The 26,857-nt window shown below is 59.7% G+C and carries 18 protein-coding genes; 3 read left to right on the top strand and 15 right to left on the bottom strand.

Going from position 1 to position 26,857, the window contains the following annotated elements; genetic code table 11:
- Positions 1-4: 4 nt before the first annotated feature.
- From ACRQ1B_RS20200 to ACRQ1B_RS20175, 6 genes are all read right to left on the bottom strand, one after another.
- Complete coding sequence (locus tag ACRQ1B_RS20200) at positions 5-919, bottom strand: methylenetetrahydrofolate reductase (RefSeq protein ID WP_432295831.1); 915 nt, start codon at positions 917-919, stop codon at positions 5-7.
- Positions 920-1,075: 156 nt separating this feature from the next.
- Complete coding sequence (locus tag ACRQ1B_RS20195) at positions 1,076-1,798, bottom strand: ABC transporter ATP-binding protein (protein WP_432295830.1); 723 nt, start codon at positions 1,796-1,798, stop codon at positions 1,076-1,078.
- Between the two features lie 41 nt (positions 1,799-1,839).
- On the bottom strand, positions 1,840-2,607 hold the full coding sequence (locus tag ACRQ1B_RS20190; RefSeq protein WP_432295829.1) for an ABC transporter ATP-binding protein: 768 nt from the start codon (positions 2,605-2,607) through the stop codon (positions 1,840-1,842).
- 5 nt (positions 2,608-2,612) lie between these two features.
- Complete coding sequence (locus ACRQ1B_RS20185; protein WP_432295828.1) at positions 2,613-3,782, bottom strand: branched-chain amino acid ABC transporter permease; 1,170 nt, start codon at positions 3,780-3,782, stop codon at positions 2,613-2,615.
- A gap of 4 nt (positions 3,783-3,786) precedes the next feature.
- Positions 3,787-4,812: a branched-chain amino acid ABC transporter permease gene (locus tag ACRQ1B_RS20180; RefSeq protein ID WP_432295827.1), complete on the bottom strand. Its 1,026-nt coding sequence runs from the start codon at positions 4,810-4,812 to the stop codon at positions 3,787-3,789.
- 104 nt (positions 4,813-4,916) lie between these two features.
- On the bottom strand, positions 4,917-6,266 hold the full coding sequence (locus ACRQ1B_RS20175) for a substrate-binding protein (protein WP_432295826.1): 1,350 nt from the start codon (positions 6,264-6,266) through the stop codon (positions 4,917-4,919).
- A gap of 339 nt (positions 6,267-6,605) precedes the next feature.
- Between ACRQ1B_RS20175 and ACRQ1B_RS20170 the strand changes: the two genes are divergently transcribed.
- Complete coding sequence (locus ACRQ1B_RS20170) at positions 6,606-13,289, top strand: beta strand repeat-containing protein (protein WP_432295825.1); 6,684 nt, start codon at positions 6,606-6,608, stop codon at positions 13,287-13,289.
- Between the two features lie 160 nt (positions 13,290-13,449).
- Positions 13,450-15,480 carry an O-linked N-acetylglucosamine transferase, SPINDLY family protein gene (locus ACRQ1B_RS20165; protein WP_432295824.1) on the top strand — a complete coding sequence of 677 codons (2,031 nt, stop codon included), beginning with the start codon at positions 13,450-13,452 and terminating at the stop codon, positions 15,478-15,480.
- 56 nt (positions 15,481-15,536) lie between these two features.
- Here the strand turns inward: ACRQ1B_RS20165 and ACRQ1B_RS20160 are convergent, their stop codons facing one another.
- The 8 genes from ACRQ1B_RS20160 to ACRQ1B_RS20125 all read right to left on the bottom strand — a co-directional run bounded on the left by ACRQ1B_RS20160 (position 15,537) and on the right by ACRQ1B_RS20125 (position 26,177).
- Positions 15,537-18,566: a PAS domain-containing protein gene (locus ACRQ1B_RS20160; protein ID WP_432295823.1), complete on the bottom strand. Its 3,030-nt coding sequence runs from the start codon at positions 18,564-18,566 to the stop codon at positions 15,537-15,539.
- A 132-nt stretch (positions 18,567-18,698) separates the two neighbouring features.
- Positions 18,699-20,066: an FAD/NAD(P)-binding protein gene (locus ACRQ1B_RS20155; RefSeq protein ID WP_432295822.1), complete on the bottom strand. Its 1,368-nt coding sequence runs from the start codon at positions 20,064-20,066 to the stop codon at positions 18,699-18,701.
- Positions 20,067-20,188: 122 nt separating this feature from the next.
- Complete coding sequence (mnhG, locus tag ACRQ1B_RS20150) at positions 20,189-20,551, bottom strand: monovalent cation/H(+) antiporter subunit G (protein WP_432295821.1); 363 nt, start codon at positions 20,549-20,551, stop codon at positions 20,189-20,191.
- Entirely contained in the window at positions 20,551-20,832 is a 282-nt protein-coding gene (locus ACRQ1B_RS20145) for a K+/H+ antiporter subunit F (protein ID WP_432295820.1), read from the bottom strand. Before ACRQ1B_RS20145 ends, mnhG begins: the two co-directional genes overlap by 1 nt.
- A complete protein-coding gene (locus ACRQ1B_RS20140) occupies positions 20,829-21,305 on the bottom strand; it encodes a Na+/H+ antiporter subunit E (protein WP_432295819.1) in 477 nt (158 codons plus the stop codon). The genes ACRQ1B_RS20145 and ACRQ1B_RS20140 overlap by 4 nt, the downstream gene beginning before the upstream one ends.
- Positions 21,305-22,936, bottom strand: coding sequence for a monovalent cation/H+ antiporter subunit D (locus ACRQ1B_RS20135; protein ID WP_432295818.1), 1,632 nt, complete (start codon positions 22,934-22,936; stop codon positions 21,305-21,307). The genes ACRQ1B_RS20140 and ACRQ1B_RS20135 overlap by 1 nt, the downstream gene beginning before the upstream one ends.
- Complete coding sequence (locus tag ACRQ1B_RS20130; RefSeq protein ID WP_432295817.1) at positions 22,933-23,271, bottom strand: Na+/H+ antiporter subunit C; 339 nt, start codon at positions 23,269-23,271, stop codon at positions 22,933-22,935. The genes ACRQ1B_RS20135 and ACRQ1B_RS20130 overlap by 4 nt, the downstream gene beginning before the upstream one ends.
- Complete coding sequence (locus ACRQ1B_RS20125) at positions 23,271-26,177, bottom strand: monovalent cation/H+ antiporter subunit A (RefSeq protein WP_432296134.1); 2,907 nt, start codon at positions 26,175-26,177, stop codon at positions 23,271-23,273. The genes ACRQ1B_RS20130 and ACRQ1B_RS20125 overlap by 1 nt, the downstream gene beginning before the upstream one ends.
- A gap of 147 nt (positions 26,178-26,324) precedes the next feature.
- On the opposite strand from ACRQ1B_RS20125, the gene ACRQ1B_RS20120 reads away from it, so the two are divergent.
- The gene (locus ACRQ1B_RS20120; RefSeq protein ID WP_432295816.1) at positions 26,325-26,585 is read left to right on the top strand and encodes a helix-turn-helix domain-containing protein; all 261 of its coding nucleotides are present in this window, start codon (positions 26,325-26,327) and stop codon (positions 26,583-26,585) included.
- Positions 26,586-26,672: 87 nt separating this feature from the next.
- On the opposite strand, the gene ACRQ1B_RS20115 is transcribed toward ACRQ1B_RS20120, so the two are convergent.
- Positions 26,673-26,857 (bottom strand): hypothetical protein (locus ACRQ1B_RS20115; protein WP_432295815.1); only part of this gene is annotated, 185 nt, incomplete at its 5' end.

Genomic DNA, 26,857 nt, shown 5'->3' with positions numbered 1-26,857 from the left:
TCGATCAGATCGCGTCCGCCAAACCGTTTTTCACCCGCGCATTGGCCCAGACAGCACTGGCGGAAATGCCGCCGAGCGGAAAGACGTGACATTGCTCAATCCGACTTTGCGGATGTGTTGCGCAATAGGCTTCGATCTCATTCACCAGATCGGTCGGTTCGAACGGCACCAGCAGCTTGCGAAAATCCAGCGCGCGCTTCTGCAAAATGGCAAGCGACGGACCAACGCCGCAGGAGATCGCGAATTTGATCAGCGTCTGCAGTTTGGTCGGTCCTGCGATGCCGAGATGAATGGGCAGGTCGATACCATCGGCAAAGATACGTTCCGCCCAGGCGATGACCGGTTTGGCATCGAAGGCAAACTGCGTGACAATCGCCATCTTTGCATCGGTGCGCCGGGCGTAATCATTCTTTGAGCGAAGGGCGGCATCGACATTGGTCGTGCCGCCGTCGCGATCGATATCGCGATTGCCTTCCGGATGACCGGCGACATGCAGGCGCTTGAAACCATACCGGTCGAACAGGCCGGTTTCGAGCATGGCCATGACGCTATCGAGGTCGCCAGTCGGGCGAGCATTGCCACCGCCAAGCAGCAAAGCCTGTTCGACACCGGCCTCCTCGCGGTAACGTTTGATCCACGTATCGAGCGTCGAAACATCGGCAATGCCTCGCGCCGGGATATGCGGCATCGGGACAAAACCTTCGCCGGTCAGCCGACGCGCGGTCGCCACCATGTCGTCGATCGGCGTGCCTTCAATATGAGCGATGTAAACACGCGTGCCTGCCGGCAGGAGAGAGCGAAAATCCTCAACCTTTGCAGCGGTGCGCGGTGTGACTTCGATGGAGAAATGCGAAAGCAGGTTGATCGCCTCAGATGCCATTGTGGCATCCGTATCCTGTTCCGTCACTGCAATGGCCATGAAGTTTCCCGTATCCGATAACTTTTCAATCCACCTGTGGGCGGAACGTCTTTGCATTTGTTATCAGGATAAAGGCGCACTGTCTTTTGCACATGCCGCAGGGCCGACATGCATGGGCAGATTTGCGCCCATGCATGCGGTAAGCCGCCGAGCGGATCAGACAGCCAGATAATTGTGTCGCAGTTCCGCATTCTCCAGAACATCGGCGGCGGCACCGCTGTAAACGACGGTGCCGGTATCCATGATCACGGCCCGGTCGGAGAAACGCAGGGCGGCAACAGCATTCTGCTCGACGATGATGGTGGTGATGCCGAGATCGCGGATCTGCCGGACGATCTTTTCGATCTCCTGCACGATGACCGGCGCGAGGCCCTCATAAGGCTCATCGAGAAACAGGATTTTCAGATCACGCGCCAGTGCACGTGCAACTGCCAACATCTGCTGTTCGCCGCCCGACATGGTGGTGGCTTCCTGCGTACGACGTTCGGCAAGGCGCGGGAAATGGTCGTAGATCTTTTCGACCGACCAGCCCTTCTGCCCGGACACTTGCGCGAGCAGAAGATTCTCCTCCACAGTCAACCCGCCAATGATGCGGCGATCCTCCGGTACAAGCTGAACACCCGCCTGTGCGGCCTGATAGGATTTCATCTTGTGCAGCGGCTGGCCATCGAGCCAGATCTCGCCGCTTTTCAAGAGCGGGCTGTCGGCGCGCGCCAGTGTGCGCAAAGTCGAGGTCTTGCCGGCGCCGTTGCGGCCGAGCAGCGACAGGACCTCACCCTTGGCAATAGAGAAGGAGACACCCTGCACGATATAGGATTCGCCGTACCATGCATGGATATCCTCGACGCTGAAAAAGGCCCTCTCCTGGCTCGGCTCCATGCTTTGGGCTCCTTTCAAGTCACTATGGCGGGTCATGGCGTTCATGCGTGCGCTTCTCCGAGATAGGCTTCCTTGACCTTGGGATTGCCCCTCACCTCGTCCGGCAGACCATCGGCAATGATCCTGCCTTGCGCCAGCACGCTGACGCGATCGGCAAGCGAAAACACCACATGCATGTCGTGCTCGATGATGACCTTGGTCATGCCGCGCGCCTTGATGCGTTTCAGAAGCTCGATGGTCATATTGGTATCGTGACGAGACATGCCGGCGGTCGGCTCGTCCAGCAGCAGAAGTTTTGGTTTCTGGATCAGGCACATGGCGAGTTCCAGCCGGCGTTTGTCGCCGCGTGACAGTGAGCCGGCCAGTTGGTGGCGCCGTTCCAGAAGGCCGACGTCACCGAGATGGAATTCCGCGGCCTCACGAATTTCACTCTCGCTCTCGACAGATTGCAGAGCGTGGAAACGATAGGCGCCATCGCGTTTGGCGAAGGCCGGTATCATGACATTATCCAGAAGCGAGAGATCCGGAAAGATTTCAGGCGTCTGGAACACGCGGCTAACGCCGAGCTGGTTGATTTCGTGCGGACGCTGCTGATCGAGCGTGGTACCGGCGAACACGACATGGCCCTGATCAGGCCGGATCCGGCCGATGCAGACATTCAGCAGTGTCGATTTTCCCGCGCCATTGGGGCCGATAATGGCGTGGACGGTGCCTTCGGCAACGCTCAGGTCGACATCCGAGAGCGCCTTTAGGCCACCGAAGCGCTTGCTGACATCGGCGACATGGAGAACGATATTCTTGTCTGACATGGCCGTTACTCCGCAGGCTGGACCGGTTGGGCCGATTGAGGATGAGAAGCGACGGCGGGTTTACCGCCTCCCCCGCCACGATTGAAGAGGCCGGAAATCCGACGGAAACCTTCCATGATGCCGCCGGGCAGGAAGATGACGATCAGCACGAAGATGACGCCGAGCGTCAAGTGCCAGCCCTCGCCGACGAACAGCGACAGAACGCTGACAAGCGGGTTTTCGATACTGTCGGGCAGGAAATCGAAAATGCGGTGCAGGGTCTGTTCATTGAAGGCGGAAAAGATGTTCTCGAAATATTTGATGACAGCCGCACCGAGGATCGGGCCGACCAGCGTGCCGGCGCCGCCAAGAATGGTCATCAGCACCACTTCGCCCGAGGCCGTCCACTGCATGCGCTCGGCACCGGCCAGCGGATCGGTGACAGCCATCAGCGAACCGGCTAGCCCCGCGTAAACGCCCGAAATGACGAAAGCGGCGAGCAGATAAGGCCGGTTGTGAAAACCGGTGTAGCGCATGCGGTTCTGGTTGGATTTCAGCGCCCGCAACATCAGGCCGAAGGGCGAGCGAAAAATTTTGATGGCGAAGAAAAAACAGAGGATCAGCATGACGGCACAGAAATAGAAGCCGGCATAACCGCCGCCGCTCAGGCCGATGCCAAACAATTCGACACGTGGCAGGCCACCCGTTGCCGCACCTGCCATCTGATCGAGAACACGCGGATCACTCAGCGTCAGCTGTAATCCGGTCTCGCCATTGGTGAGCGGCGTCAAAACCGAATAGGCAAGGTTATAGAACATCTGCGCGAAGGCGAGCGTGAGGATGGAGAAATAGATGCCGGACCGGCGCAGAGCCACATAACCGATGACCACCGCCACCAGACCGGCAACGATCATCGAAAAGAAGATAGCCGGCAAAGCATTCATGGTGAGAAGCTTAAACATCCACACGGCGGCGTAGGAGCCGATGCCGATAAAGGCGGCGTGACCGAAGGAGAGATAACCGGTCAGCCCGAACAGGATGTTGAAGCCGAGCGCGAAAATGCCAAAAATGCAGAATTTCTGCATCAGCGCCGGATATGCGGCGCCGAGTGGCTGCAACGTAATCGGCATGGTCAGCACGACAAGGGCAAAACCGAGGAACAGCAGCCAGTCCTGTTTCGAAAGATTGAGGGCCATCGGTTCACTCCTCCATGACGCCGGCGCGCCCCATCAGGCCACGCGGCAGGGTGAGCAGCACGACGACTGCCACGAGATAGATGATGATCTGGTCGATGCCGGGAATGATCGCCTTCACTTCGTTCATCGAGGCAAAGGATTGCAGGATACCGAGCAGGAAGCCGGCCAGAACCGCGCCACCCAGCGACCCCATGCCGCCGACCACGACCACGACGAAGGACAGGACGAGGAATTCCATGCCGATATGATAATCCGGCGGCAGGATCGGCGTATACATGACGCCGGCAACGCCGGCGACGACGGCGGCGATGCCGAAGACCACGGTAAAGCGCCGCTCGATATTGATGCCGAGCAAGCCGACCGTTTCGCGATCCCGCATGCCGGCACGCACGACCATGCCATAGGTGGTGAACCGCAGGAAGGCAAAGACGGCGCCAATGATCGACAATGAGAAAGCCAGGTAGATCAGCCGCCACCACGGGTAAGGCAGACCCTGGCCGAGGCCGATCATTTCACCCACTGCCGCCGTGCCGCGAAAGGCGCTCGGCGCCGGCTGCGGGATCGGATTGGCACCGAAATAATGCTTGATGATTTCCTGAATGACGATCGCCAGACCGAAGGTGACAAGGATCTGTTCGGAATGCGGGCGTTTGTAGAAATGGCGGATCAGACCGCGTTCCATGGCAATGCCGACCAGCAGCATGACCGGGATGGCCAGCAGGATCGATGCCGGCACCGAATAATCGACCAGAAACTTTCCGCTCTCACCGAGCCATGCCTCGACATAGGGCTGGCGCACTTCCATCGGTGAGCCCCAGGGTGTCGTCTGGCTTGGATCGATGGTGACCGATTGCAGCGTCAACAGCTTGTTGAAGCCGACGGCACAGAAGGCACCCATCATGAAGAGCGCACCATGGGCGAAATTGACGACGCCAAGCGTTCCGAAAACAAGTGTGAGGCCGAGCGCAATCAGGGCGTAAGCGCCGCCCTTGTCGAGCCCGTTCAGGATCTGCAGCAGTATCGCGTCCATAAGACCGCCATGAAAAGAGGATTGCGACAAGCCCGCCGGACGCTCACGCGTCCGACGGTCACCATACGACCATCAGGCCCGAACAAGCTTAGGTCAGACCAGGGTCAGCACTTCTTGGCGTCGGCCGGGCCGAGATCACCGCCAAAGATCTTCGCGTCATAGGTGACATCCTTGGCCGGGATGACCTTGCGGACTTCGAGAAGATCGAACTTGTCCTTCGGCGCTTCCTTGCCCTGCACGACGAGGATGTCCTTGAAGCACTGGTGATCATCGGCGCGATAAAGGGTTGGGCCGTTGCCGAGACCGTCGAAATCGAAACCTTCGAGCGCCTTGATGACTTCGGGCGCATAGAAGGTGCCGGCGCGTTCACAGGCATCGGCGTACAGCAGGGCCTGCACATAGCAGGTATGGGCGGCCTGCGAGGGCGGCGTACCGTATTCCTTGCCAAAGGACTGAGTGAAAGCCTTGGTGCCGGGGTCGGTTAGCTTCCAGTCCCAGTTGGCCGTGCCGTAAATGCCCTTGATCGCCTCGCCCGCGCCCTGCGCCATCAACTCCGAAAACAGCGGCACGACGATCTCGAAAGACTTGCCGTTGACCTGCTTGTCACGCAGGCCGAACTGCACAGCCTGGGTCAGCGAGTTGATCATATCCTTGCCGTAGTGATTGAGGATCAGCACATCGGCGCCGGAATTGAGGACCGGCGTGATGTACTGGGAATAGTCGCCGATGCCGAGCGGCGTGCGCACGGCCTTCACAGTCTGCCAGCCGAGCTTTTCGGTGGCGGCCTTCATCGATTCTTCCTGTGTCCAGCCCCAGGTATAATCGGCCGTCAGGTGATAGGCCTTGCGATCGGCGCCATAGGCTTCGCCGATGACAGGGCCGAGACCGATACCGGACATGTAGGCATTGAAGAAGTGGCGGAAGCCATAACGCTTCTTATCCTTGCCGGTCGTATCGTTGGAATGGGTGAGGCCGGTCATGAAGATGACGCCGAGATCCTGGCAGAGGCTCTGCACGGCAACGGCTTCGGCCGACGACGAACCACCGGTGATGACGACAGCGCCGTCCTTTTCCACCATGCGCTTGGCGCTGTCACGCGCCGCATCGGCTTTGGTCTGGGTATCGCCTGAGACAAAGGCGACCTTCTTGCCCAAAATGCCGTTGCCCTTCAGCGCCTTCGACGAAAAGGTCGGCAGCATGCCGCCATCGCCTTCGCCGTTCAGATGTTTCACGGCCAGCTTGTAGGCTTTCAGTTCATCCTGCCCTTCATCAGCGTAAGGGCCGGACAGCGGCACGTTGAAACCGAAGGTGACGGTATCGCCGGTCGGCACGTTGCAGGACAGTTTGTCCTGAGCATAAGCACCACGCACGAAATGCATCGGTGCTGCCAGCGCCAGACCGGACAAGGCGCCGGTGCGCAACAGACCACGACGGGTAGTGATGAAACTGGACATGTGACTCCTCCCAAAGTCGGTGAAAACGTCGCACCCCTCCTCAAGAGCGCAGGGTGAAAGGCTACCCTCAACCCGAAAATAACCAATCCAACATTGGTCTTACGACTATCGTCTAGGCAGCACGCCGCTGCCGACCACACACTCAAAGGTGCAAAAATCAGTTTGTGATTCTGTGTCAAGTTCAGGCTCAGGCAAGCCACGGACCATAGGTTCCAGCGCAATTGGGTGAGGGTCGGGGTTGCTTTTGCACATCCACGGGATGTGCCGACGCCGGATTGAAGCCTGATTATGCTTTGAATAGTCCGTTTTTTCGTTCGCTTTAGCCCGGGATCTGCTCATATGACTTCGATCGTATCCAATCTGAGCCCAAACCAGATCAGATCTCTTTCGACGGCATCGGTTGCCGCATGGTCAACCGAAGACGTGGCCTCGCTTTCGACCGGTCAGATCAACGCGCTCTCCTCCGCGCAGATCGCCGCACTGGACAAGGAAGACGTGGAGGTTCTCGGTTCACAGCAGCTTCGCGCCATTTCCCAGATGGCGATCGTCGGCCTCTCGCTGGATCAACTGGCCGTACTCGATACACATGCGATCGAAAGCCTGAGTTCGACACAGGTGGCGGCCATGACGGCGACGCAAATCGGTGGCCTGTCGACAGCCCAAGCCGAAGCGCTGACGGAATCGCAGGTCGGCTCACTGACCTCGGCGCAGCTCGCAGCACTTGGTCCCAAAGAACTCGCGACCTTCTCGACAGCCGACATGGCGTCGATCAACAGCAGGGCGATTGTCGGCCTGACGACCGAAACCCTGGCTTCGCTGACGACCGCGCAGATTGCCGCAATCAGCCCCAAAGCGGTTGGCAACCTGACCACCGCGCAGGTATCGGCGCTGACCGCCGGGCAGGTCGAGGCGCTGTCCGTTACGCAGGCAAGGGAGCTGACGGCGGCACAGCTGGGCGCACTCGGAGCTGACGGCCTATCCAGGTTTTCCTCAGAGGAAATCGCCGCGCTCAGCGGCAGTGCGATCGGCGGCGTTGCAGCAACCGTATTGGCGGGTCTCGGCTCGACCCAGGTTGCGGCATTGACGACCGCACAGATCAACGCCCTCAAGGCGGCGCAGATCCCGACGCTGGGAACCGGCTTCATTGCTATGTTGTCGACCGACCAGATGGCGGCCTTCAACACCGGTGCCATCACCACCCTGACGACAGGCCAGATCGGAGCCATGAGCACGGCGCAGATCGAAGCCCTGTCCATTCCGCAGGTAAAGGCGTTGAATTCGGCGCAGGTTGCGGTTCTCGGCGCCGACGGCATCGCGACTTTTACGACAGCGGAGATTGCCGCTCTTAACACCCGCGCCGTGGCAGGCCTATCCGAAGATGCCATCGAAAAGCTGACGCCCGAGCAGATAGCGGCATTGAGCACCGGTGCCATTGCCGGCCTGACGACGGCGCAGATCAAGGCAATGTCCCCGGCCCAGGTGGAAGCACTGACCATCCAACAGGTAAAGGTGCTCAGCGCGGCGCATCTTTCCATGCTGGATGGCGATGATCTTGCAAGGTTCACCAATGCGGAAATCGCCGCAATCGCCAGCCGGTCGATTTCAGGCCTGACGACGGCAGCGCTTACAGCACTTTCGCCTGCACAGATCGCCTCCATAAGCACGGGCTCGATCACCCGGTTGAGCACAACACAGATTGCGGCGTTGACCACGGCACAGGCAGATGCGCTGTCGGCTTCTCAGATTAGAGCCATGAATGCCGGCCAGATTTCCGCTCTGACAAGTGATCAGCTGGCCACCCTGTCTGCCGAGGAAATCGCGTCGATCACCCCCAAGGCATTGCCCGGCCTGGCGCGCATCGCCGATCTGTCGACCGCACAGATTGCGGCTTTGACAGCGGCGCAGGCGGCCGCACTCAGCACCGTTCAGATTGCGGCACTCGCCACGGCTCAGGTGGACGCATTGTCGACCACACACTTCAAAGCCATGCGTGCCACGCAGATCGCCGCATTGGGTACGGAGAAACTCGCCCTTTTGTCGGGGGCGGAAATCGCCTCGATTGCCAGCAGTGCGATGGCGGGTCTGAGCACGGCAACCATTGCTTCTCTCACCACAGCGCAAATTGCGGCCTTGACGACCGCTCAGGTTGCAGCATTGACGCCGGCCCATGTCACCGCGCTGACAGTCGACCAGGCCGAAGCCCTGACGCCCGCGCAGGTCAAGGCGCTGTCGTCCAAGCAGCTTGCGGCGCTCGGTGAAGACGACATCGCCAAATTCTCGACAGATGACATCGCCGCCATTACCAATCGTGCCATGCCCGGTCTCAGCACCGCTGCTCTGGCCGCCTTCTCTACCGCCCAGGTGGCCGCTCTCAACACCAGCGCCGTCATGGCGCTCACAACCGCCCAGATTGCGGTTATCGACGCGGACTTCATCGCGGCACTCTCTACAGCACAGATCGCAGCATTGAGCACAACGGCGATCGCGCGGCTGAGCGCCGACCAGATCGATACCATGAGCCCCGCACAGATCGAGGCGCTGTCGCTCAATCAGATCAGGGTGATGACGTCGGATCAGCTATCGGTCCTCGACAAAAACGATATCGCCACGTTTTCCACGGCCGACATAGCCGCATTGTCGGTTGGCGCCGTATCGGGCCTGAGCCCCGAAGTTTTTGCCAGCCTGTCCACGGCGCAGATCGCAGCGCTCAGCGCCGGCGCGATCACCGGCCTGACATCGGATCAGGTTGCAGCGCTCGGCACGGCCCAGGTAGATGCTTTCACGATTAGCCAGATCAAGGCGATGACCGCCAATCAGGCCATGGGCCTCAGTGCCGATGACATCGCCACTTTCTCGACGGCCGAAATCGCCGTGCTCAGCAACAAAGCAGCAGCAGGCCTCAATGCCACAGCCTTCCAGGCGCTGTCGCCTGCGCAGATTGCGGCATTGAGCACCACGGCCATCGCCGGCCTGACGCCCGACCAGATCGACATCCTATCCTCCGCCCAGCTGACTGCGCTGTCTCCGGCGCAAATCCGGACGCTGAGTTCGGCGCAACTCGCCGCGCTGGAACCCGATGATATCGCGGCATTTTCGACAGAAGGCATTGCCGCGATCAGCAACAGAGCCATAGGCGGCCTGAGCGAAGCCGCAATCGCCGCACTTTCAACGGCGCAGATCGCGGCATTGAGCACGCTTGCGATCACCGGCCTGAATACCGCCCAGGTGGACGCGCTTGCCAGCGCCCAGATCGTGGCACTGTCGACGGCCCAGATCAAGGCACTCAACGCATCGCAGGTCGGCGCCCTGAGTGACGATATCGAACTCCTCTCGCCTGCCCAGATCGCTGCGCTCAGTGCTTCAGGGCTGCAGGGCTTGAGCAGCCAGCAGATCGAGTCCTTGAGCACGGCACAGGTCGCAGCACTGACAACCGCGCAGATTGCAGCGCTCAGCTCCAGGCAGATCGCCGCTTTCGAGACGATCGACCTCGCCGCTCTGACGACCGCGCAGATCGCCGCCATCAGCAACTCTGGTATTACCGGCTTGTCTTCGAAACAGATCGACAGTCTCGGCACCGGCCAGATCGCCGCACTCACGACGCGGCAGATGAATGCACTGCAATCGGCACAAATCGGCGCGCTTGGGACTGACGACATTGCCGCGCTGTCGACGGTGCAGATTGCAGCCCTGAGTTCATCGGGAATCAACGGCCTGACGTCACAGCAGATTGCCACCCTCACCACCGCTCAGGCCGAGGCTTTGACGAGTGCCCAGGTTGCCGCCCTCACCTCCAAGCAGTTGGCTGTTCTGGGTCCGGAAGAAATCGCCCAATTTTCCAGCAAGGATATTGCTGCCATCACGCCCGGCGTGATCGCCGGCCTGCCGACCGAAACCATTGCTTCCTTGTCCACCGCGCAGATCGCGGCGCTCAGCACAGCCGGCATCACCGGCCTGACCACCAGGCAGATTGCAGCGCTCAGCACTGCCCAGGTCGAGGCACTGACCAGCGCCCAGATCGGTGCGCTGAATTCCGCACAATTCGCAGCACTGGGCACCGACGATCTGGCCACATTCACGACGCGCGAGATCGCAGCCATCAGCGCCAACGCGATTTCCGGCCTGTCCACGGAAACGCTTGCCATGTTGACCACGGGTCAGATCGCGGCGCTCAGCACAGCCGGCATCAGCGGCCTGACGACGCGGCAGATCGCGGCGCTGGGGACCGATCAGGCCGAAGCCTTGACCACCGCCCAGATTGCCGCATTCAGTGCCACGCAGATTGCCGCCTTCGGCAGCGACGATCTGGCCACGTTCTCGACACGCGAGATTGCCGCGATCGGCGCTGGTGCGATTGGCGGGATCACTGCAGAAACGCTGGCCTCGCTGACGACGGCGCAAATCGCCGCCTTGAGTACAGCGAGCACGGCGGCTCTCGGCACCGACCGCATTGCCGTGCTCAGCAGCGACCAGCTGAAGGCGCTGACGACAGCTCAGCTCAGCGCACTGACCTCCCGGCAGGTTTCGGCTTTGGGCACGGACGATATCGCCACACTTTCGACCAGTCAGATCGCTGCCTTGAGCGCCGGCGGCATCGCCGGCCTGACGCCCGAACAGATTGCGGCGCTGTCCACCGATCAGGCGGCCGCCCTGACCAGCAGCCAGGTTGCAGCCCTGAGCTCCAAGCAACTCGCTGCGTTCGGAACCGACGATCTGAGCCGATTTTCCGATGAGGATATCGCTGCCATCACATCCGGGGCCCTTTCCGGTCTTTCCACCGCGGTGCTGGCATCGTTGTCCACGGAGCAGATCGCAGCACTCAAGGCGTCAAGCATCGCCGGCCTGACGACAGACCTGATCGCGGCTTTGACCAGCAACCAAATCGAGGCATTGACGACGGCGCAGGTTCATGCGCTGAGCTCGAAACAGATCGCGGCATTCGGTACCGACGACATCGCTTCGCTTTCGACAGCACAGATTGCCGCTCTTGGCTCCGACGGTATTGCCGGTCTATCCAGCACACAGATCGCCGCACTGAGCACCAGCCAGGCGGAGGCGCTGGTCAGCGCACAGATCGCGGCCTTGCAATCCTCGCAGATGGGCGGCCTTACACCCGGCGCCATCGACACGTTCACGCCGGGCGAGATGGGAGCCATTACATCCGGTGCGATCGCCGGTCTTCCCACATCGGCAATTGCAGCGCTTTCGACAGCCCAGATCGCGGCCTTGAGCGCATCGGCCATTTCCGGCCTGACGACGGCACAGATCGCCGCCCTCAGCAGCCATCAGATCGAGGCACTTACAACATCACAGATTGCCGCCCTGACATCGCGCCAGGTGGCGGCACTTGGCACGGATGACCTTGGCGCATTGTCGACCGCGCAGGTGGCCGCCTTGAGCACCGGTGGTATCGCTGGTCTTTCCAGCACGCAGATCGGCGCGTTGAAGATCGATCAGGTTGAAGCGCTGAACGCCGCACAGATCGGCGCCCTGTCGTCGAAGCAGATTGCAGCGCTCAGCGCCGACGCTATCGAGACATTCACGACCGCCGAGATTGCCGCCATCAGTTCAATGGCCATTTCCGGCCTCTCGACGGACGTGATCGCAAGCCTCTCAACGGCACAGGTTGCCGCATTGAGCGCGGCCGGTGCCTCGGCGCTCACGACAGACCAGATCGCCGCACTCAGCAGCCATCAGGTCGAAGCCCTGACCAGCACACAGATCGGCGCGCTGAATTCCCGCCAGATTGCTGCGCTTGGCGCCGATGACCTCGCGACATTCACGACCGCAGAACTGGGCGCCATCAGCTCGAATGCCATCTCCGGCCTTTCTACAGCCGCGATCGCCGGCCTGACGAATAACCAGATCGCGGCACTGAGCGCCGGCGGTATTTCCGGACTGACGACAGCCCAGGTCGCTGCGTTGAGCGTCGATCAGGTGGAATCGCTTTCCACCCTGCAGATCGCCGCGCTTGGTTCCAAGCAGGTGGCGGCACTCGGCGCAGACGACATTGCCGCTCTTTCGACGGCACAGATCGCCGCGATGAGCACCAGCGGTATAGCCGGGCTCGGCAACGCCCAGGCAAGCGGCCTGACGCTGGAGCAGGTCAACGCCTTGTCGACGGCACAGATCGCCAGCCTGACCTCGGAGGCGTTGAGTGGCTTCAGTGTCGCAGCGCTTGATGTCCTGACGCCGGAAAAGCTGGCGGCAATCAGCTCGGCCGGCATGAAGGGGCTTTCCACCGCCTTTATCGTAACTCTTTCGACCGGTGAGATCGCCGCACTGGGCACAGCCGGCATCGCCGGGCTCAGCAGCGATCAGATCCATGCGCTCAGCAACGATCAGCTGGATGCATTGTCACTCACCCAGATCGCCGCACTGGGGTCCTCCGGCCTCGCGGGTCTGACAACGTCACAGCTGACGACGTTCTCGACCGCGGAACTGGCGGCCATCAACACTGCGGCGATCCGAGGCCTGCCGACCGCCGTCGTCGCCGCGCTGACGACGACGGATATCGCTGCACTGACGACGGGCCAGATGGCGGCGCTCGGCTACAATCAGGTGGTCGCGATGACGCCGAACCAACTTGGCTCGCTGACCATGACGCAGGTCGGCGCGTTGACGGCCATCCAGGCCGCGGCGCTGGGCGCCGACGACCTGTCGGCATTCACACCGGAAAACATCATGTCGCTCAGCTCGACTGCTATATCCGGCCTGAGTACTGCCGTTCTTGCAGCACTGCCAACCGAACAGGCACGCGCATTCACCGCCGGCCAGATCGGTGCGATGACCTCAGCGCAAGTTGCAGCATTGCAGAGAAACGATGCGGGAAGCGTTTCCACGTCCAGCGCGACATCGTCCTACCGCACGGCCAGCCTTGCGTCCTATTCTTCGGACGAAGCCGACAACACAACCGAGGCCAAGGGCGAAAGCGAAGCCGACGCGACCGGCAACACCACGCAGGCGCGCTCCAGCACCCAGTCCGACGACGTCGCTTCGATCATCTCTTCCTACCTCGCGGTGTGACAAAAACCACGAGCATGTGACCGATTAACGCAATGGCTAGATTTCGCATCCGGCCATTGCGCGCTTGCCTTGGGCAAGCCAGCCCGGTTACAGCGTTCCAACCTATCGCATGTGGTTGCAACGCCGGCCGTCAGGTCGCACAACGTGGGACCTGACATTCATGGCCGCCAATACGACCGCCCCAACTCTCACTGACATTATCGAACTTGCCCGCACACAGAAGATGACGCTGGCCGATCTCTTCCGGGTTGCGGAGGGACGCAGCGCCGCCGGCCACAAGGCGGAAGCGGCGGAAATCTACAAAGCCTGGATCGCCTTCAACGACGGCAATCCTTTCGTGCATCTGGCATGCTTCAATTATTCCGTCATCCTGCGCCAACTTGGTGATGTGACCGGTGCCATCAATGCGCTCCGAAACTGCATCACGCTGGACGGACGGTTTGGTCCCGGACATATCAATCTCGGTCGTGCCTATGAGGATTCTGGACTTGCCGTGCAAGCGATCCAGCAATGGCGCAAGTTCATCGAGCAAACCGCCGACAGCACCGCCGAGCGTGTTTCCTATCGTCTGATGGCGCTGCAGCATGTTGGCCGGGTGATGGAGAACGCCAATCTTCTGGAGGATGCGGAAACGACGCTCTGGCAGGCGATCGAACTTCGTCCCGACAAGACAGAGGCCGGACAGCATTGGACGGCACTCAGGCAGCGCCAATGCAAATGGCCGATCATCGTTTCTTCCGACCACGTTACCAAACGGCAATTGCTCGATTCGATGTCGCCGCTGGCGCTTGGTTGTTATTCCGATGACCCCATGTTCCAGTTGGCCAAGGCCTATCGCTACAACAGATCGCTGGTTGGCCGACCCGATATCAGCGCTTTTCCCCGCAAGGTGGTCAAGCAGAAGACCGGCACCAGCGAGCGCCTGCGCATCGGCTATGTTTCTTCTGACCTGCGTGACCACGCGGTCGGCTTTGCCTTGCGCGAGGTGCTGGAATTACATGACAAGACGAGTGTCGAGATCTACGCCTATTACTGCGGCGACCCGGTGCGGGGCGATGCCACGCAGACGAGGATGAAGAATGCCGTCGATTGCTGGCGCGAGATCGCCACTCTCACCGACGAGGATGCAGCCCGCCAGATCGCCGATGACGAGATCGACATCCTGGTCGACGTGAACGGCTATACCAAACACGCGCGCACGAAGATTTTTGCCTATCGCCCGGCGCCGGTCATCGTCAATTTCTGTGGTTACCCCGGCTCGATGGGCAGCCCGTTCCATCACTACATCATCGCCGATCCGTTTATCGTGCGACCTGAAGATGAGGTATTTTATTCGGAAAAGGTGCTGCGTATCGCCTGCAATCAGCCGCTCGACCGCAAACGCGAGATCGCCACAGGCATGACCCGCGCCGATGCGGACCTGCCGCAGGATGCCTTTGTTTACGCATGCTTCAATGGCATGCAGAAGATTACCGCCGATTGTTTCGCCCGCTGGATGAAGATCCTTGAAGCGACGCCCGGCAGTCTGTTGTGGCTGCTTTCGGGAGAGGACGACGTCAACAGACGGCTCCTCGACGAGGCGGAAAAGGCGGGTATCGATGCCAGCCGCATCATCTTCGCGCCCAAGGCGCCAAACCCGAAACATCTTGCCCGTATCGGCCTCGCCGACCTTTTCCTCGACACGTTCCCTTACGGGGCGCATTCGACCGCAGCCGATGCCATCACGTCGGGTTTGCCGATCCTGACCATGCCAGGCAAGAGTTTTGCCGCCCGCTTCTGCGGCAGCATCATCACCGCTGCCGGCATTCCCGAAATGGCCTGCGCCACGCCGGAAGACTATGTCACGCGCGCCATCGGCTATTTCGATGACCGGACCGCGCTCGCAAAGGTCAGAATTTCCTTGCAGCAACAGCGCGAACCCAGCGTTTTACGCGATATCCCGGCCCTTGCCCGCCGTTTGGAAGAATTGTTCTGGCAGATGCAGGACGAAGCGGAACGCGGTGAAACACCCGTGCCGGATCTTGTCAATCTCGACACCTATTATGAGATCGGCGCCGAAATCGCCGAACAGATAGCTGAGTTCGAGAGCGACACCGATTATCACCGACGATATCAAGAAGCGCTCTCACGCTGGGATAGCTTTTCGCATATGCCTTTCGACCGCCGCCTCTGGCCTGCACCGACAGCCTGACATCCGCGGAGCGAATACAGCAAAACCGGCGTCTCTGGGCGCCGGTTTTGCGTTTCTCAGCCGGCAGCTTTTAGAACTGCGGCCTTCAACGTCGCTTCATCATAGGGCTTGCCAAGCAGCACCGCTCCAGGAAGATCGTCGGGAACTGACGTATCGCCGGTCGCATAAACCACGCCGATATCCGGCAAAAGTTCGCGTGCCTTTCCGGCAAGCTCATGGCCATTCATATCCGGCAGACCGAGATCGGTGACGAGGAGATCGACGCCGCCACGTTGCAGGACTGTCATCGCTTCCTTCGCCGTACCGGCTTCCAGCACCTGATGCCCGAGTTCTGCAAGCATTTCGGCCGTATTGATGCGGATCAGCGCATCGTCCTCGACGAGAAGAACAGTCAACGGCGCTCCCGACGAGGCAGGTGCCGGGTTCACCGAAAGTGCAGAGACGGCCGCTACTTTCGGCGCAGATGCCAATTGCTGCTGTTTCTGGTTGGCGATCAGGTGACGCAGGCGGCGAGCCAGCGCTTCACGGGTATAGGGCTTGGACAGAAGCTCGACGCCGGCATCCAGCTTGCCGCCATGGACGATCGAGTTTTCCGTATAACCAGAGGTGAAAAGCACAACGAGATGCGGCAGGCGCTCCTTGGCGCGGCGCGCCATTTCCCGGCTCTTCAACGGTCCCGGCATGACCACGTCGGTGAAGATGACATCGATCGGAATGCCGCTCTCGACGACGGTCAGGCCGGCCTGGGCGTCACGTGCCGTCAGGACACGGTAACCGAGATCGGCAAGCGTCTCGATGACGGTGGCGCGAACTTCGTCATCATCCTCGACCACGAGAACGGTTTCGGTACCGCCTACGATCGGTCCGTTATGGACGACGATCTCACGGTCCTCGTCGGCCACGGCGCGCGGCAGGTAAACACGGACCGTCGTACCATGCCCGACTTCGCTGTAAATCTTGACGTGACCGCCCGACTGCTTGACGAAACCATAAACCATCGAGAGGCCAAGGCCGGTGCCCTTGCCTTCCGGCTTGGTGGAGAAGAAGGGCTCGAAAACCTTTTCCATGATTTCGGCTGTCATGCCCGAACCGGTATCGGTGACGGCAATCATCACATACTGCCCGGCTTCGACTTCGGAATGCGAGCGCGCATAATCCTGATCAAGCGAGGCATTGCCGACTTCGATCGTCAGTTTGCCTGTGCCCTGCATGGCGTCGCGCGCGTTGATGGCGAGATTGAGAACGGCGTTTTCGACCTGCGTCGGGTCGGCGTAGGTGTTCCACAGACCACCTGCCGAAATCACCTCGACCTCGACCGATTCACCGATGGAGCGGCGCAGCAGATCTTCCATGCCGTTGAGGAAACGACCGACATTGATAACCTTGGGCTCCAGCGCCTGACGGCGACCGAAAGCGAGAAGCTGGCTCGCCAGTTTGGCACCACGGCTCACCCCGGCCATGGCGTTGGTAACACGACGCTCTGCCCGCTCATTACCCACCACGTCCTTGGCGAGAAGCTGGAGATTGCCTGCCACAACCTGCAGAAGATTATTGAAATCATGCGCGACACCGCCGGTCAGCTGACCGATGGTTTCCATCTTCTGCGCCTGCTGCAGCGCCTTCTGTGACACCATCAGCTCGCGCGTGCGCTCATCGATCTTCTGTTCGAGCGTCGCGTTGAGCGAGGCCAGCGCCTCTTCGTTACGCTTGGAATGCTCGATATCGGTGTTGGTACCGATCCAGCGCTGGATGGCACCCTGACCATCGCGCACCGGCACGGCACGAACGACATGCCAGCGATAGGTGCCATCCTTGCGCAGAACGCGGTATTCTGTCTGCAGGATCTGGCCGGATGCGATGGATGCCTGCCAGGCGACCAGCGCCTGCGGCAGATCATCCGGATGGACAAACGGCTTTATACTGTCCGTCAGCGAGCCTTCCGGCACACCGAGATATTCATAGACGCGGTCGTTGAACCACATCGCCTGACCCGCCGGGTTGGCGATCCAGATATGGTTGAGGACGGATTGCGACAAAGTGCGGAACTCCGCCTCGCTCGCACGCAAGGCATTTTCCGCAATTTTCTGCTCACTGCGGTCAGAAAACAGGATGGCAACATTGCCGGATTCCGGCCCATCGACAGGAAAAGCCTGCACATCGTAATATTTTCCAAGCGCTTCGGCGGCATTCTCGAAGGCGATCTTTTCCTGGGTACGGGCAACCTGACCATAGATTTCGAACCAGCGTTGTTCATGGTCCGGCGCGATATCACGCATCCTTCGACCAGTAGCGTTAATAATGCCGGTCTGGTTCTCGAAAGCCGCATTAACCTCCAGAAAAAGGTAATCAACCGGATCACCTTTTTCGTCCCATATCATCTGAACCACGCAGAAACCGTCATCCAACGCGCGAAACAGTGTGCGGTAACGCTCATCAGAATGCATCGCTGCCCGCTCGGCATGACGCCTTGCAGTGATATCGAACAGCATTCCAGGGAACCGGATGGGCTGACCAGTATCGTCACTAATCAACCGGCCACGCGCGGCGACATCACGGATAGACCCATCCGCATGATGAACACGGTATTCGCTGCGAAAAGGCTCGCCTGATGCCATCGTGTGCGCAATTTCGGACGACACCCGATCACGATCGGCCGAATGAATGTTGAACACGAAGGATTCGAGTGGCAGCCCCGCTGCGGCCGCCTGGGCATCCACACTAAAAGTCTCGGCAAAGCGCTGGTCAGCAACAACCTTGTTTTCAGGCAGATGCCAGTCCCATGAGCCGATGACATCGGTGTTGGAAAGCGTCAGTTCGAGCTGTTCCTGCATAGAAAGCCGGTCGGCCGCCCGCAAGGTAACGACCAGAGCACCACCGGGTGCCGGCACCGGCGTTGCAACCAGTTGCACGATCCGGCCGTCATGCGCGATAAAGGAACGATCGGAACCATTGCTCAGGCTGTCATACGGCTTGCCGAGTACATCTTGCTCCGCATAACCGAGGAGACGCCTTGCACCCTCGGACCAGCCGGTCACGATATTGTTGGCATCGACAAAAACGAGCGGCGGCGAATTCAGAGTATCCATGGACCTGAAAAATTTGACAGCGATGCAGGCGAAAATAGTGTGCGGTGATTATCATTCACAGGCCTGTCACACAACAAGACAGGGCATCAAGCCTGTGCGACGGTAAAGAAATGTCGTTAAGGTCAGCCGCGCCTACACACTATTCTCAAAAAACCGCTCCGGCATAGTAGCTATACGCTCGGCGACGGCATTCGCCTGGACACGAATATCAGGCACTGCCGTAATTTCCCAAAACTGGCCAGCGGTGAGGGCGCCAACCGCATAAAGCCCTTTCTGGGCCGCGCCTCTTCCATTGCAAACCTGTGAAACCGTGTCGACCACGATACCGAGGCCGAGGGGATCCGGCTGCAAAAGCCCCCCTTCCTGCATCGACAAAAGCAGCGGCGAATGTTTCAGCCCGGCCCGCTCCATACCGGTACAGTTAACCACACGATCAACAGAAAGCACGCGCATTTCCTCGCTACCGCGCCTGCGGAAATGCAGGGACATGCGCTCGCCCACGGGCTTCATTGTCTGCAGGTAGCCGGCATGAATTGTGACGATGCCTGCCTGACGAAGCGCTTCGAAGCGCTGCCGTACCGGGGGTGCCAGGCGGTGACGGTGGACATTCCACCAAGGCAGGGCATGGCGCAGAAAGCGGGAGCGTTGATCCTGGCTTAGGGATTGCCAGAGCGCCTGCGTTTGCGGCCGCAGCCCATCCATCACCGCACGCCAGTCTACGCCCGCCCTCACCTGTTCACGCAGATCATGAAGGATGGCGCTCACAGCGCGGCCCGTCGGCAATTGCGGCGGTGCAACTGTCAGCCCGCCCGTGGCATGCGGAAGAGGCACCAACCCGCGCCGGGACAAAACATGGATACGTCCCTTATGTCCATGTTCACGCAATGCGAGGACCTGATCGATCATCGTCAGACCGGAGCCGAGAATGCAGATCTCTTCATCCGGCTCCACATGGGACAACCAACTGAGCCGCCATGGATTGCCAACGACTTGGTCTCCGCCGGGGTTCTGGTGAGAAACCGGCAGATCCGCATTGCCAAGACCAAGACAAAGGACGACGGTCGAAGCATCGAGATGCGTGCCGTTTGCAAGCTGGAACGAATAGCCGCCATCGTCGCGCCGCAGGCATTGCGTCGCTTTGGCCCTGACGAAGTCCAGCCGCACATCCTGGCGCCGCTCGCGCAGCAGTGCCGCGAATCGGTCGCGCAGGTAAAGGCCATAATCGCCGCGCGAGGCAAACACCTGCGCGTCCGCCGCTCGGCCATGCGCCGCCAGCCATTGCCGGAAATCATCCGGTTCATCGCAAAAAACGCTCATCCGGGCAGCAGGCACATTCAGACGGTGCAGATGAAATTCGGTGCGGTAAGCAGTGCCGCGCCCAAAGCCCGCATCGTCCCCGACCACGGCAATGGAACTGCCGGCTGGCATCGCCCTCAAGAGATTGATCGTCACCGCAATCGCAGAAAAGCCTGATCCGACAACCACAACATCGTATAGCATCGGCTCTCCGTATTTATCAGCATATGGATCATCGCGTTATTGAAGCGACGTCACTCTCAAATCTCTTAAAAGCATAGAACGCATCAGCGGCTGTTCAAGGCGTAAAAATCCGCCAGCCGATCTCAGTCCTCCACATCGTCCCGAGACTTGCTGGGAACGGTCTTGTCATCCTCCGCCCGGTCACGATGCAAGGCCGCGCGTGCAAGCAGCATTAGGGTGACCGGCGTCGTGACCGTGACAAAGATGCCGATCAGGATTTCGTGCAGCACCAGTCGCTGAGATGACAGGGTGAAATATATCATCGACGCCAGCATGATACCGCCGATACCCCAACTGGTGCCGAGCGTCGGCGCGTGAATACGCTCGTAGAAAGTCGGCAAGCGCAGGAAGCCGATTGCGCCGATCAGAGTGAGGGAAGCACCGATCAGAAGGAAGAAGGCGACGGCCACGGCACCCCAAAGCGGAATATCAACGACGAAACCCATTATTCGATCACCTCGCCGCGCATGAGGAATTTTGCAAGCGCCACCGTGGAGACGAAACCGAGCATGCCGATAACAAGAGCCGCTTCGAAATAGATGACGCGGCCAGTACCGATGCCGAAGGTAACCAGCAACAGCATTGCATTCACGTAAAGTGTATCAAGGCCGATGATGCGGTCCTGCGCACGGGGGCCGCGGAACATCCTGATCGCAGCGATCGCCATGGCGGCACCGATCATCAGTTGTGCAATATAGACGGCTGTGAGGATGATGATTGCACTCATGCGAATATCTCCATCAGGAGCTTTTCGTAGCGGTTCTTGATCAAATCGATCCACTCCGCTTCATCGACCAGATCCAGAACATGCAAAAGCACCGTCCGATCATGCTGGTCGTATTCAAGCCACGCAGAACCGGGCGTGCTGGTCAGAATGACGGCCAGCACCGCCAGGGCCGTCCGATCTTCGATCTCCAGGTGGATGGTGAGAAATGCCGAATGCCGCCCTTTGCGCCGACCGAAAACAAGCACGGTTGCGACTGCAATATTGGACCGGATGATATCGAACAGCACGATAATGATCAGCTTCGGCAGAAGATGCCATCTGCGAATCTTTGGCTTATCCGGACGCAGCGACGCCATCGCCCAGGATGCAAAGACGGCAACCAGGGTTCCAAGAATGAAATGACCCGGTGTAAAGCCGTTCAACAGCATCCACATCAGCAACAGGGAAACGGTCAACAGAGGATAGGGCAGCATTATTCAGCCTCCTCTGCCGCACTGACCCGATCCTTGTAGCCTTCGATGACGATCGCGTTTTTGACCGTATCGATATAGATCGACGGATTGGCGAGCGTGCGGATGGTCGTGTCCATATATTGCATGGCCGGTCCCGCCTGGACCGTGAGCGCCAATGTCAGCGACAGCAAGAACATCACCGGCACGATCTCGATGACGAGAACACGTGGAACGGTACCCTCAATCGAGCTCCAGAATGTGCGAATACCCGCACGTGTCATGGCGATAAGCGATGCGACACCGGACAGGATGACGAGCACGACCAGCGTCCAGACCGCGGCGGTGGGTGGCACGCCGATGGCACCGGTTCCCATCATGGCCGACAGCATGGCGAATTTGGCGACAAAGCCGGAGAGTGGCGGCAGACCTGCCAGAAGAATGCCACAGGCGGCAAAACATGTACCAAGGATCGCCATCGTGCCGGGCATCGTGACGCCATCGCCTTCTTCCGGCTCGTCCTCGTCCGCATCCCCGTAGGCTTCCATGGTCACGGCCAGAACGTTGGCACCGGCATCCTGGCCACGCTCGACGAGCTCGATCAGCATGAAAAAGGCGCCGATCGTCAGTGTCGAGCTGACAAGATAGAGCAGCGCGCCCGAAGACACTGCGCCATCATTGATACCGAGCACCATCAGCAGCGTTCCCGACGAAACGAGAACCGAGAAACCAGCCAGTCGCCCAAGTGCCTGCGATGCCAGAACGCCGACCGTGCCGAAAATCAGCGTGGCAATACCGCCGTAAAGAAGCACGTTGGAGCCGAAACCGGCCGAAGGGCCCTCGCTGAAGAGAAGCATGGTCAGGCGCAGGATGACATAGATGCCGAGCTTGCTGAGAATGGCAAAAATGCCCGCAACAGGAGCAGAGGCCGCGTTGTAGGCGGTCGGCAGCCAGAAGCACAACGGCCACATGCCTGCCTTGATGAGGAAGGCGATGCCAAGCACGCCCGCACCCGCTTCCATCAGCATGCGGCGATCCGGCTCGATATCCGGGATACGGGCAGCGAGGTCCGCCATGTTGAGTGTGCCGGCCGTCCCGTAGATCAGGCTGACACCGATCAGGAACAGCAACGCCGCCGCCAGATTGACGGCGATATAATGCATGCCGGCCTTGACGCGAAGTGGGCCGGAACCGTGCAGCAAAAGACCATAGGACGCCGCCAGCATGACCTCGAAAAAGACAAAGAGATTGAACAGATCGCCAGTCAGGAATGCGCCATTCACGCCCATCAGCAGCAGCTGGAACATGGTGTGAAAATGCGCACCGACCGTATGCCAGCGTGCCAGCGAATACACCAGCGCGGCAAGCCCTAGTAACGATGTCAAAAGCAGCATCAGCGCCGACAGCGCGTCCAGCACCAGCACGATGCCGAAGGGTGCGGCCCAGTTGCCAAGCAGATAAACGCCCTCGAAATCGTTCGGCCCACTTTCGATGCGGAAAAGGACGAAAGAGATGACGACGAGCAGCAGGGCAGCGGCAAGGCTGATCAGCCCTTTCGTCATGCGGCTGCGTTCGTCTATGAAGAGAAGGATCGCAGCCGCGGCCACCGGCAGCAGAACAGGCGCGATGATGAGATGGTGAGCCCAGCCGTTCATTTGCGGTCTCCCCTTCCGTCGACATGGTCGGTGCCGGTGAGGCCTCGCGATGCCAGGAGTACAACAAGGAACAGCGCCGTCGTGGCAAAACCGATGACGATGGCGGTGAGTACCAGCGCCTGCGGGACCGGATCGGCAAGCGCACCGATCGCGGCGTCATCCGTCAGCAGTGGCGGCACATTGGTTTTCACGCCACCGACGCCGAAGATGAACAGATTGACCGCGTAGGACAGCATCGAGAGCCCGACAATCACCTGATAGGTGCGCGGGCGCAAAAGCAGCCAGACACCGCAGGTGGTCATGACGCCGATGGCGATGGACAGGATGATTTCCATCAGGCCTCTCCCTTCGCCTTGTCTGCCTCGATGGCACGCAGACGGTTGATACGAATGGATTGGTGCGCCAATGCGACGAGAATAAGCACAGTTGAACCAACTACCAGCAGGAAGACACCGAGGTCAAACAACAAGGCTGTTGCTGCCGGCATTTTGCCGATGACCGGCAAATCGATGTAACGCGAATGCGAGGTCAGGAACGGATAGCCGAGGAACCATGCGCCTATGCCGGTGATTGTCGCCGTCAGAATGCCGGCGCCCATCCAGCGCAATGGCAGGATGCGAATACGGTCTTCCGCCCAGCGGGTACCACCGGCGAGATATTGCAGCAGGAAGGCAATCGACATGGTCAGACCGGCGGAAAAACCGCCGCCCGGCAGATCATGCCCGCGCATGAAGATATAGACCGCAAAGGTGATCAGCACCGGGAACATCCACTGCATGATGATCGATGGTACGAGAAGGTATTCCTTCACCGTATCGCCCGCCGAACGTTCCGGCCGTTCCTCGTCGAAACGGTTCTGGATCAACTGCTGTTCGGGCATGCTCATGCTGTCGGCGGCCGGACGGAAACGACGCAGCAGCGCATAAACCGTCAGTGCCACAATGCCGAGCACGGTGATTTCACCCAACGTATCGAAGCCGCGGAAATCCACCAGAATGACGTTGACAACATTGCGCCCGCCGCCTTGGCTATAGGCGTTTTCGAGGAAGTAGTTGGCGATCGCATCCGGTACCGGCATGGTCATGACGGCATAAGAAACGAACGTCATTCCGACGCCACACACGATGGCCAAGGCAAGGTCGCGGAAACGGCGAAAGCGCGCGCGCAATGTAATCGCGTCATCGACACCCTCGTTACGCTTGGGAAGCCAACGCAGGCCAAGCAGAATAAGAACCGTCGTGACGATCTCCACCAGAAGCTGGGTGACGGCCAGATCTGGAGCGGAGAGCCAGACGAAGGTAAGGCAAACGATGAGACCGACGCCTCCCAGCATGACCAGTGAAGCAAGGCGGTGGTATTTGGCCATATAGGCTGTGCCGATGGCAAGGCAGATCCCGAGTGCCCACAACACGGCAAACATCGGATCGACACCCGAAAAGGCAAAGGGCCGCGGTTCGAAGCCGGACATGATCAGGGGAAGCATGCCTGCTAGAAAGCCGGTGAACACAACCCAACGCAATTGCGGCTGCAGCTTTCGCGTGCCGAGCCGCTGCTCGGCCAGACGCGCCCAACGCCAGGACACTTCGACCAGAATACGCTCGAAAATACGCTGGCCGCGCAGACGACGAAACACCGGCGGACCATCGGCACAGGACGCGAGATACCGCCTCAGGACGAAATAGATGACGGTCCCGCCCACAAGGGCGACAATGCTCATGATCAGCGGAATATTAAAACCGTGCCAGATGGACAGGCTGTATTCCGGCGTATCAGCACCAAGCACGCTGATGACGGCAACATGCAGGAACGGGCCGATGGAGTAGGATGGCGCGATGCCGACGATCAGGCAGATGACGACCAGGAACTCGATCGGAAAACGCATCCAGCGCGGCGGCTCGTGCGGTGCCGGTTTCGGCAGATCGGCCGGCGGCTTGCCAAAAAAGACCGTATGGATAAAACGCAGCGAATAGGCGACGCTGAACGCACCCGCAAGCGTGGCAACATAAGGAAGAGCGCGGTCGAGAATGGAATCCGCATGCGTTTCCACCGCCTCGGCAAAGAACATTTCCTTGGAGAGAAATCCGTTCAGCAGCGGCACACCGGCCATGGCAGCACTTGCGACCATGGCAAGCGTGCCAGTGATGGGCAGAAACGCATAAAGCCCGCTCAAACGCCGCATGTCACGCGTGCCGGTCTCATGATCGATGATGCCGGCGGCCATGAACAGCGACGCCTTGAACGTGGCATGATTGACCATGTGAAAGATTGCGGCGACCGTCGCAAGTGGGCTGCCGAGGCTCAGAAGCGTGGTGATGAGACCGAGGTGGCTGATTGTCGAATAGGCGAGCAGACCCTTCAGGTCCTGCTGGAACATGGCGAAATAGGCACCAAGCAGCAGCGTGATAATGCCCGCCGCCCCAACGATCCAGAACCATTCATACGTACCCGCCAGCGCCGGCCAGAACCGCACCAGCAGGAAGACACCAGCCTTCACCATCGTCGCCGAATGCAGAAAGGCGGAAACGGGCGTCGGCGCCGCCATGGCATTGGGCAGCCAGAAATGGAAGGGAAACTGCGCGCTCTTCGTCAGCGCGCCGAGCAGGATGAAGATCAGCGCCATCAGATAGAGCGGATGGTTGCGGATAATGTCGCCGGAGGCCAGGATTTTGTCGAGATCGTAACTGCCGACGATGTTGCCGAGCAGGAGAACGCCGATCAGCAGGCAGAAGCCACCGATACCGGTGATGGTCAGCGCCATACGGGCACCGTCACGTGCCGCAGCACTATTGTGCCAATAGCTGATCAGAAGGAAGGAAAATATGCTGGTCAGCTCCCAGAACACCGAGAGCAGGATGACATTGCCGGAGATGACGATGCCGAGCATCGCGCCCATGAAGGCAAGCAGGAAGGAGAAGAACCGCGGAACCGGGTCATCCTCGGACATGTAATAACGCGCATAGATGACGACGAGCAGACCGATGCCGCTGATCAGCACGCTGAACAGCCAGGCAAAACCATCCATGCGCAGGGCGAATTCGAGACCGAACTGCGGAAGCCACTGGATGTTGGCACGCAGAATTTCGCCAGCTGCAATTGCCGGATAGGCAGCAAGAGACGCCACCAGACAGCCAAGAGCAACAATTCCAGCGATAAAGGACGGCAGGCTGCGGGACGAGCTGTTCAGCAGGGCGGCGGAAAGCAGGCTTCCAGCAAAGGGCAAGGCCAGCAGGAGTGAAAGTATATATGGCCCCGACGTTATCCCAATATCCTGTCCCCTTTTTGTCCCGGCAAAAATCCGTCCCTGTCGTTATTGCAAAAAGCAACACTGGTCGGCGAATCGAAAATGCCATATATGAAAGATATTGACCAATATGGGCAGCTTTAAACGATGGGTCAAGGCGACCACTGCAAGATATTGACGCCAGCGCTGTGTCGGGCCGCACGCGGCTTTCTCGACTGGACTCAAATGGATCTGGCGGATCGCTCAGGCGTGTCCCGCAGCACCATCCGCGACTATGAGGGAGATCGGCATGATGTCCATCGCGCGACGGAAGCACAGCTGCGGCTGGCGTTTGAAAGCGCTGGGCTGGCCTTTGTACGCATGGACGGCGATCATTTTGGCGTGTGTGCAAAATCCGTCGAACAATAGTCGGGACATTTTGCGCATCCAGGCGCCTTTCTGGGAGGCGCATCCGCCTCTCACGATGCTAAATGCAGGCAGGCTCCTCCGCCCGCATCAAGCGGAACGAACGCCCAGATGAAAGCGGCTGAACTGCCCCTGCCCTCTGTCACTGTTGTGTTTAGCGTTGGGTCGCTGCTTCGACGGCGTAGGGGCACGATGTCTGGGTTTGTTTTGTTGACTTGGTTTTTTTAAATTTTCGGGGATATTTGTTTTGGTTGCGGGGGCAGGATTTGAACCTG

The organism is Endobacterium panacihumi, from assembly GCF_050847465.1.
In the GTDB taxonomy this organism is placed as follows: Bacteria; Pseudomonadota; Alphaproteobacteria; order Rhizobiales; family Rhizobiaceae; genus Neorhizobium; species Neorhizobium panacihumi.
Note: the sequence above shows the minus strand (reverse complement) of the source record. Positions and strands in the feature narration are given on the sequence as shown.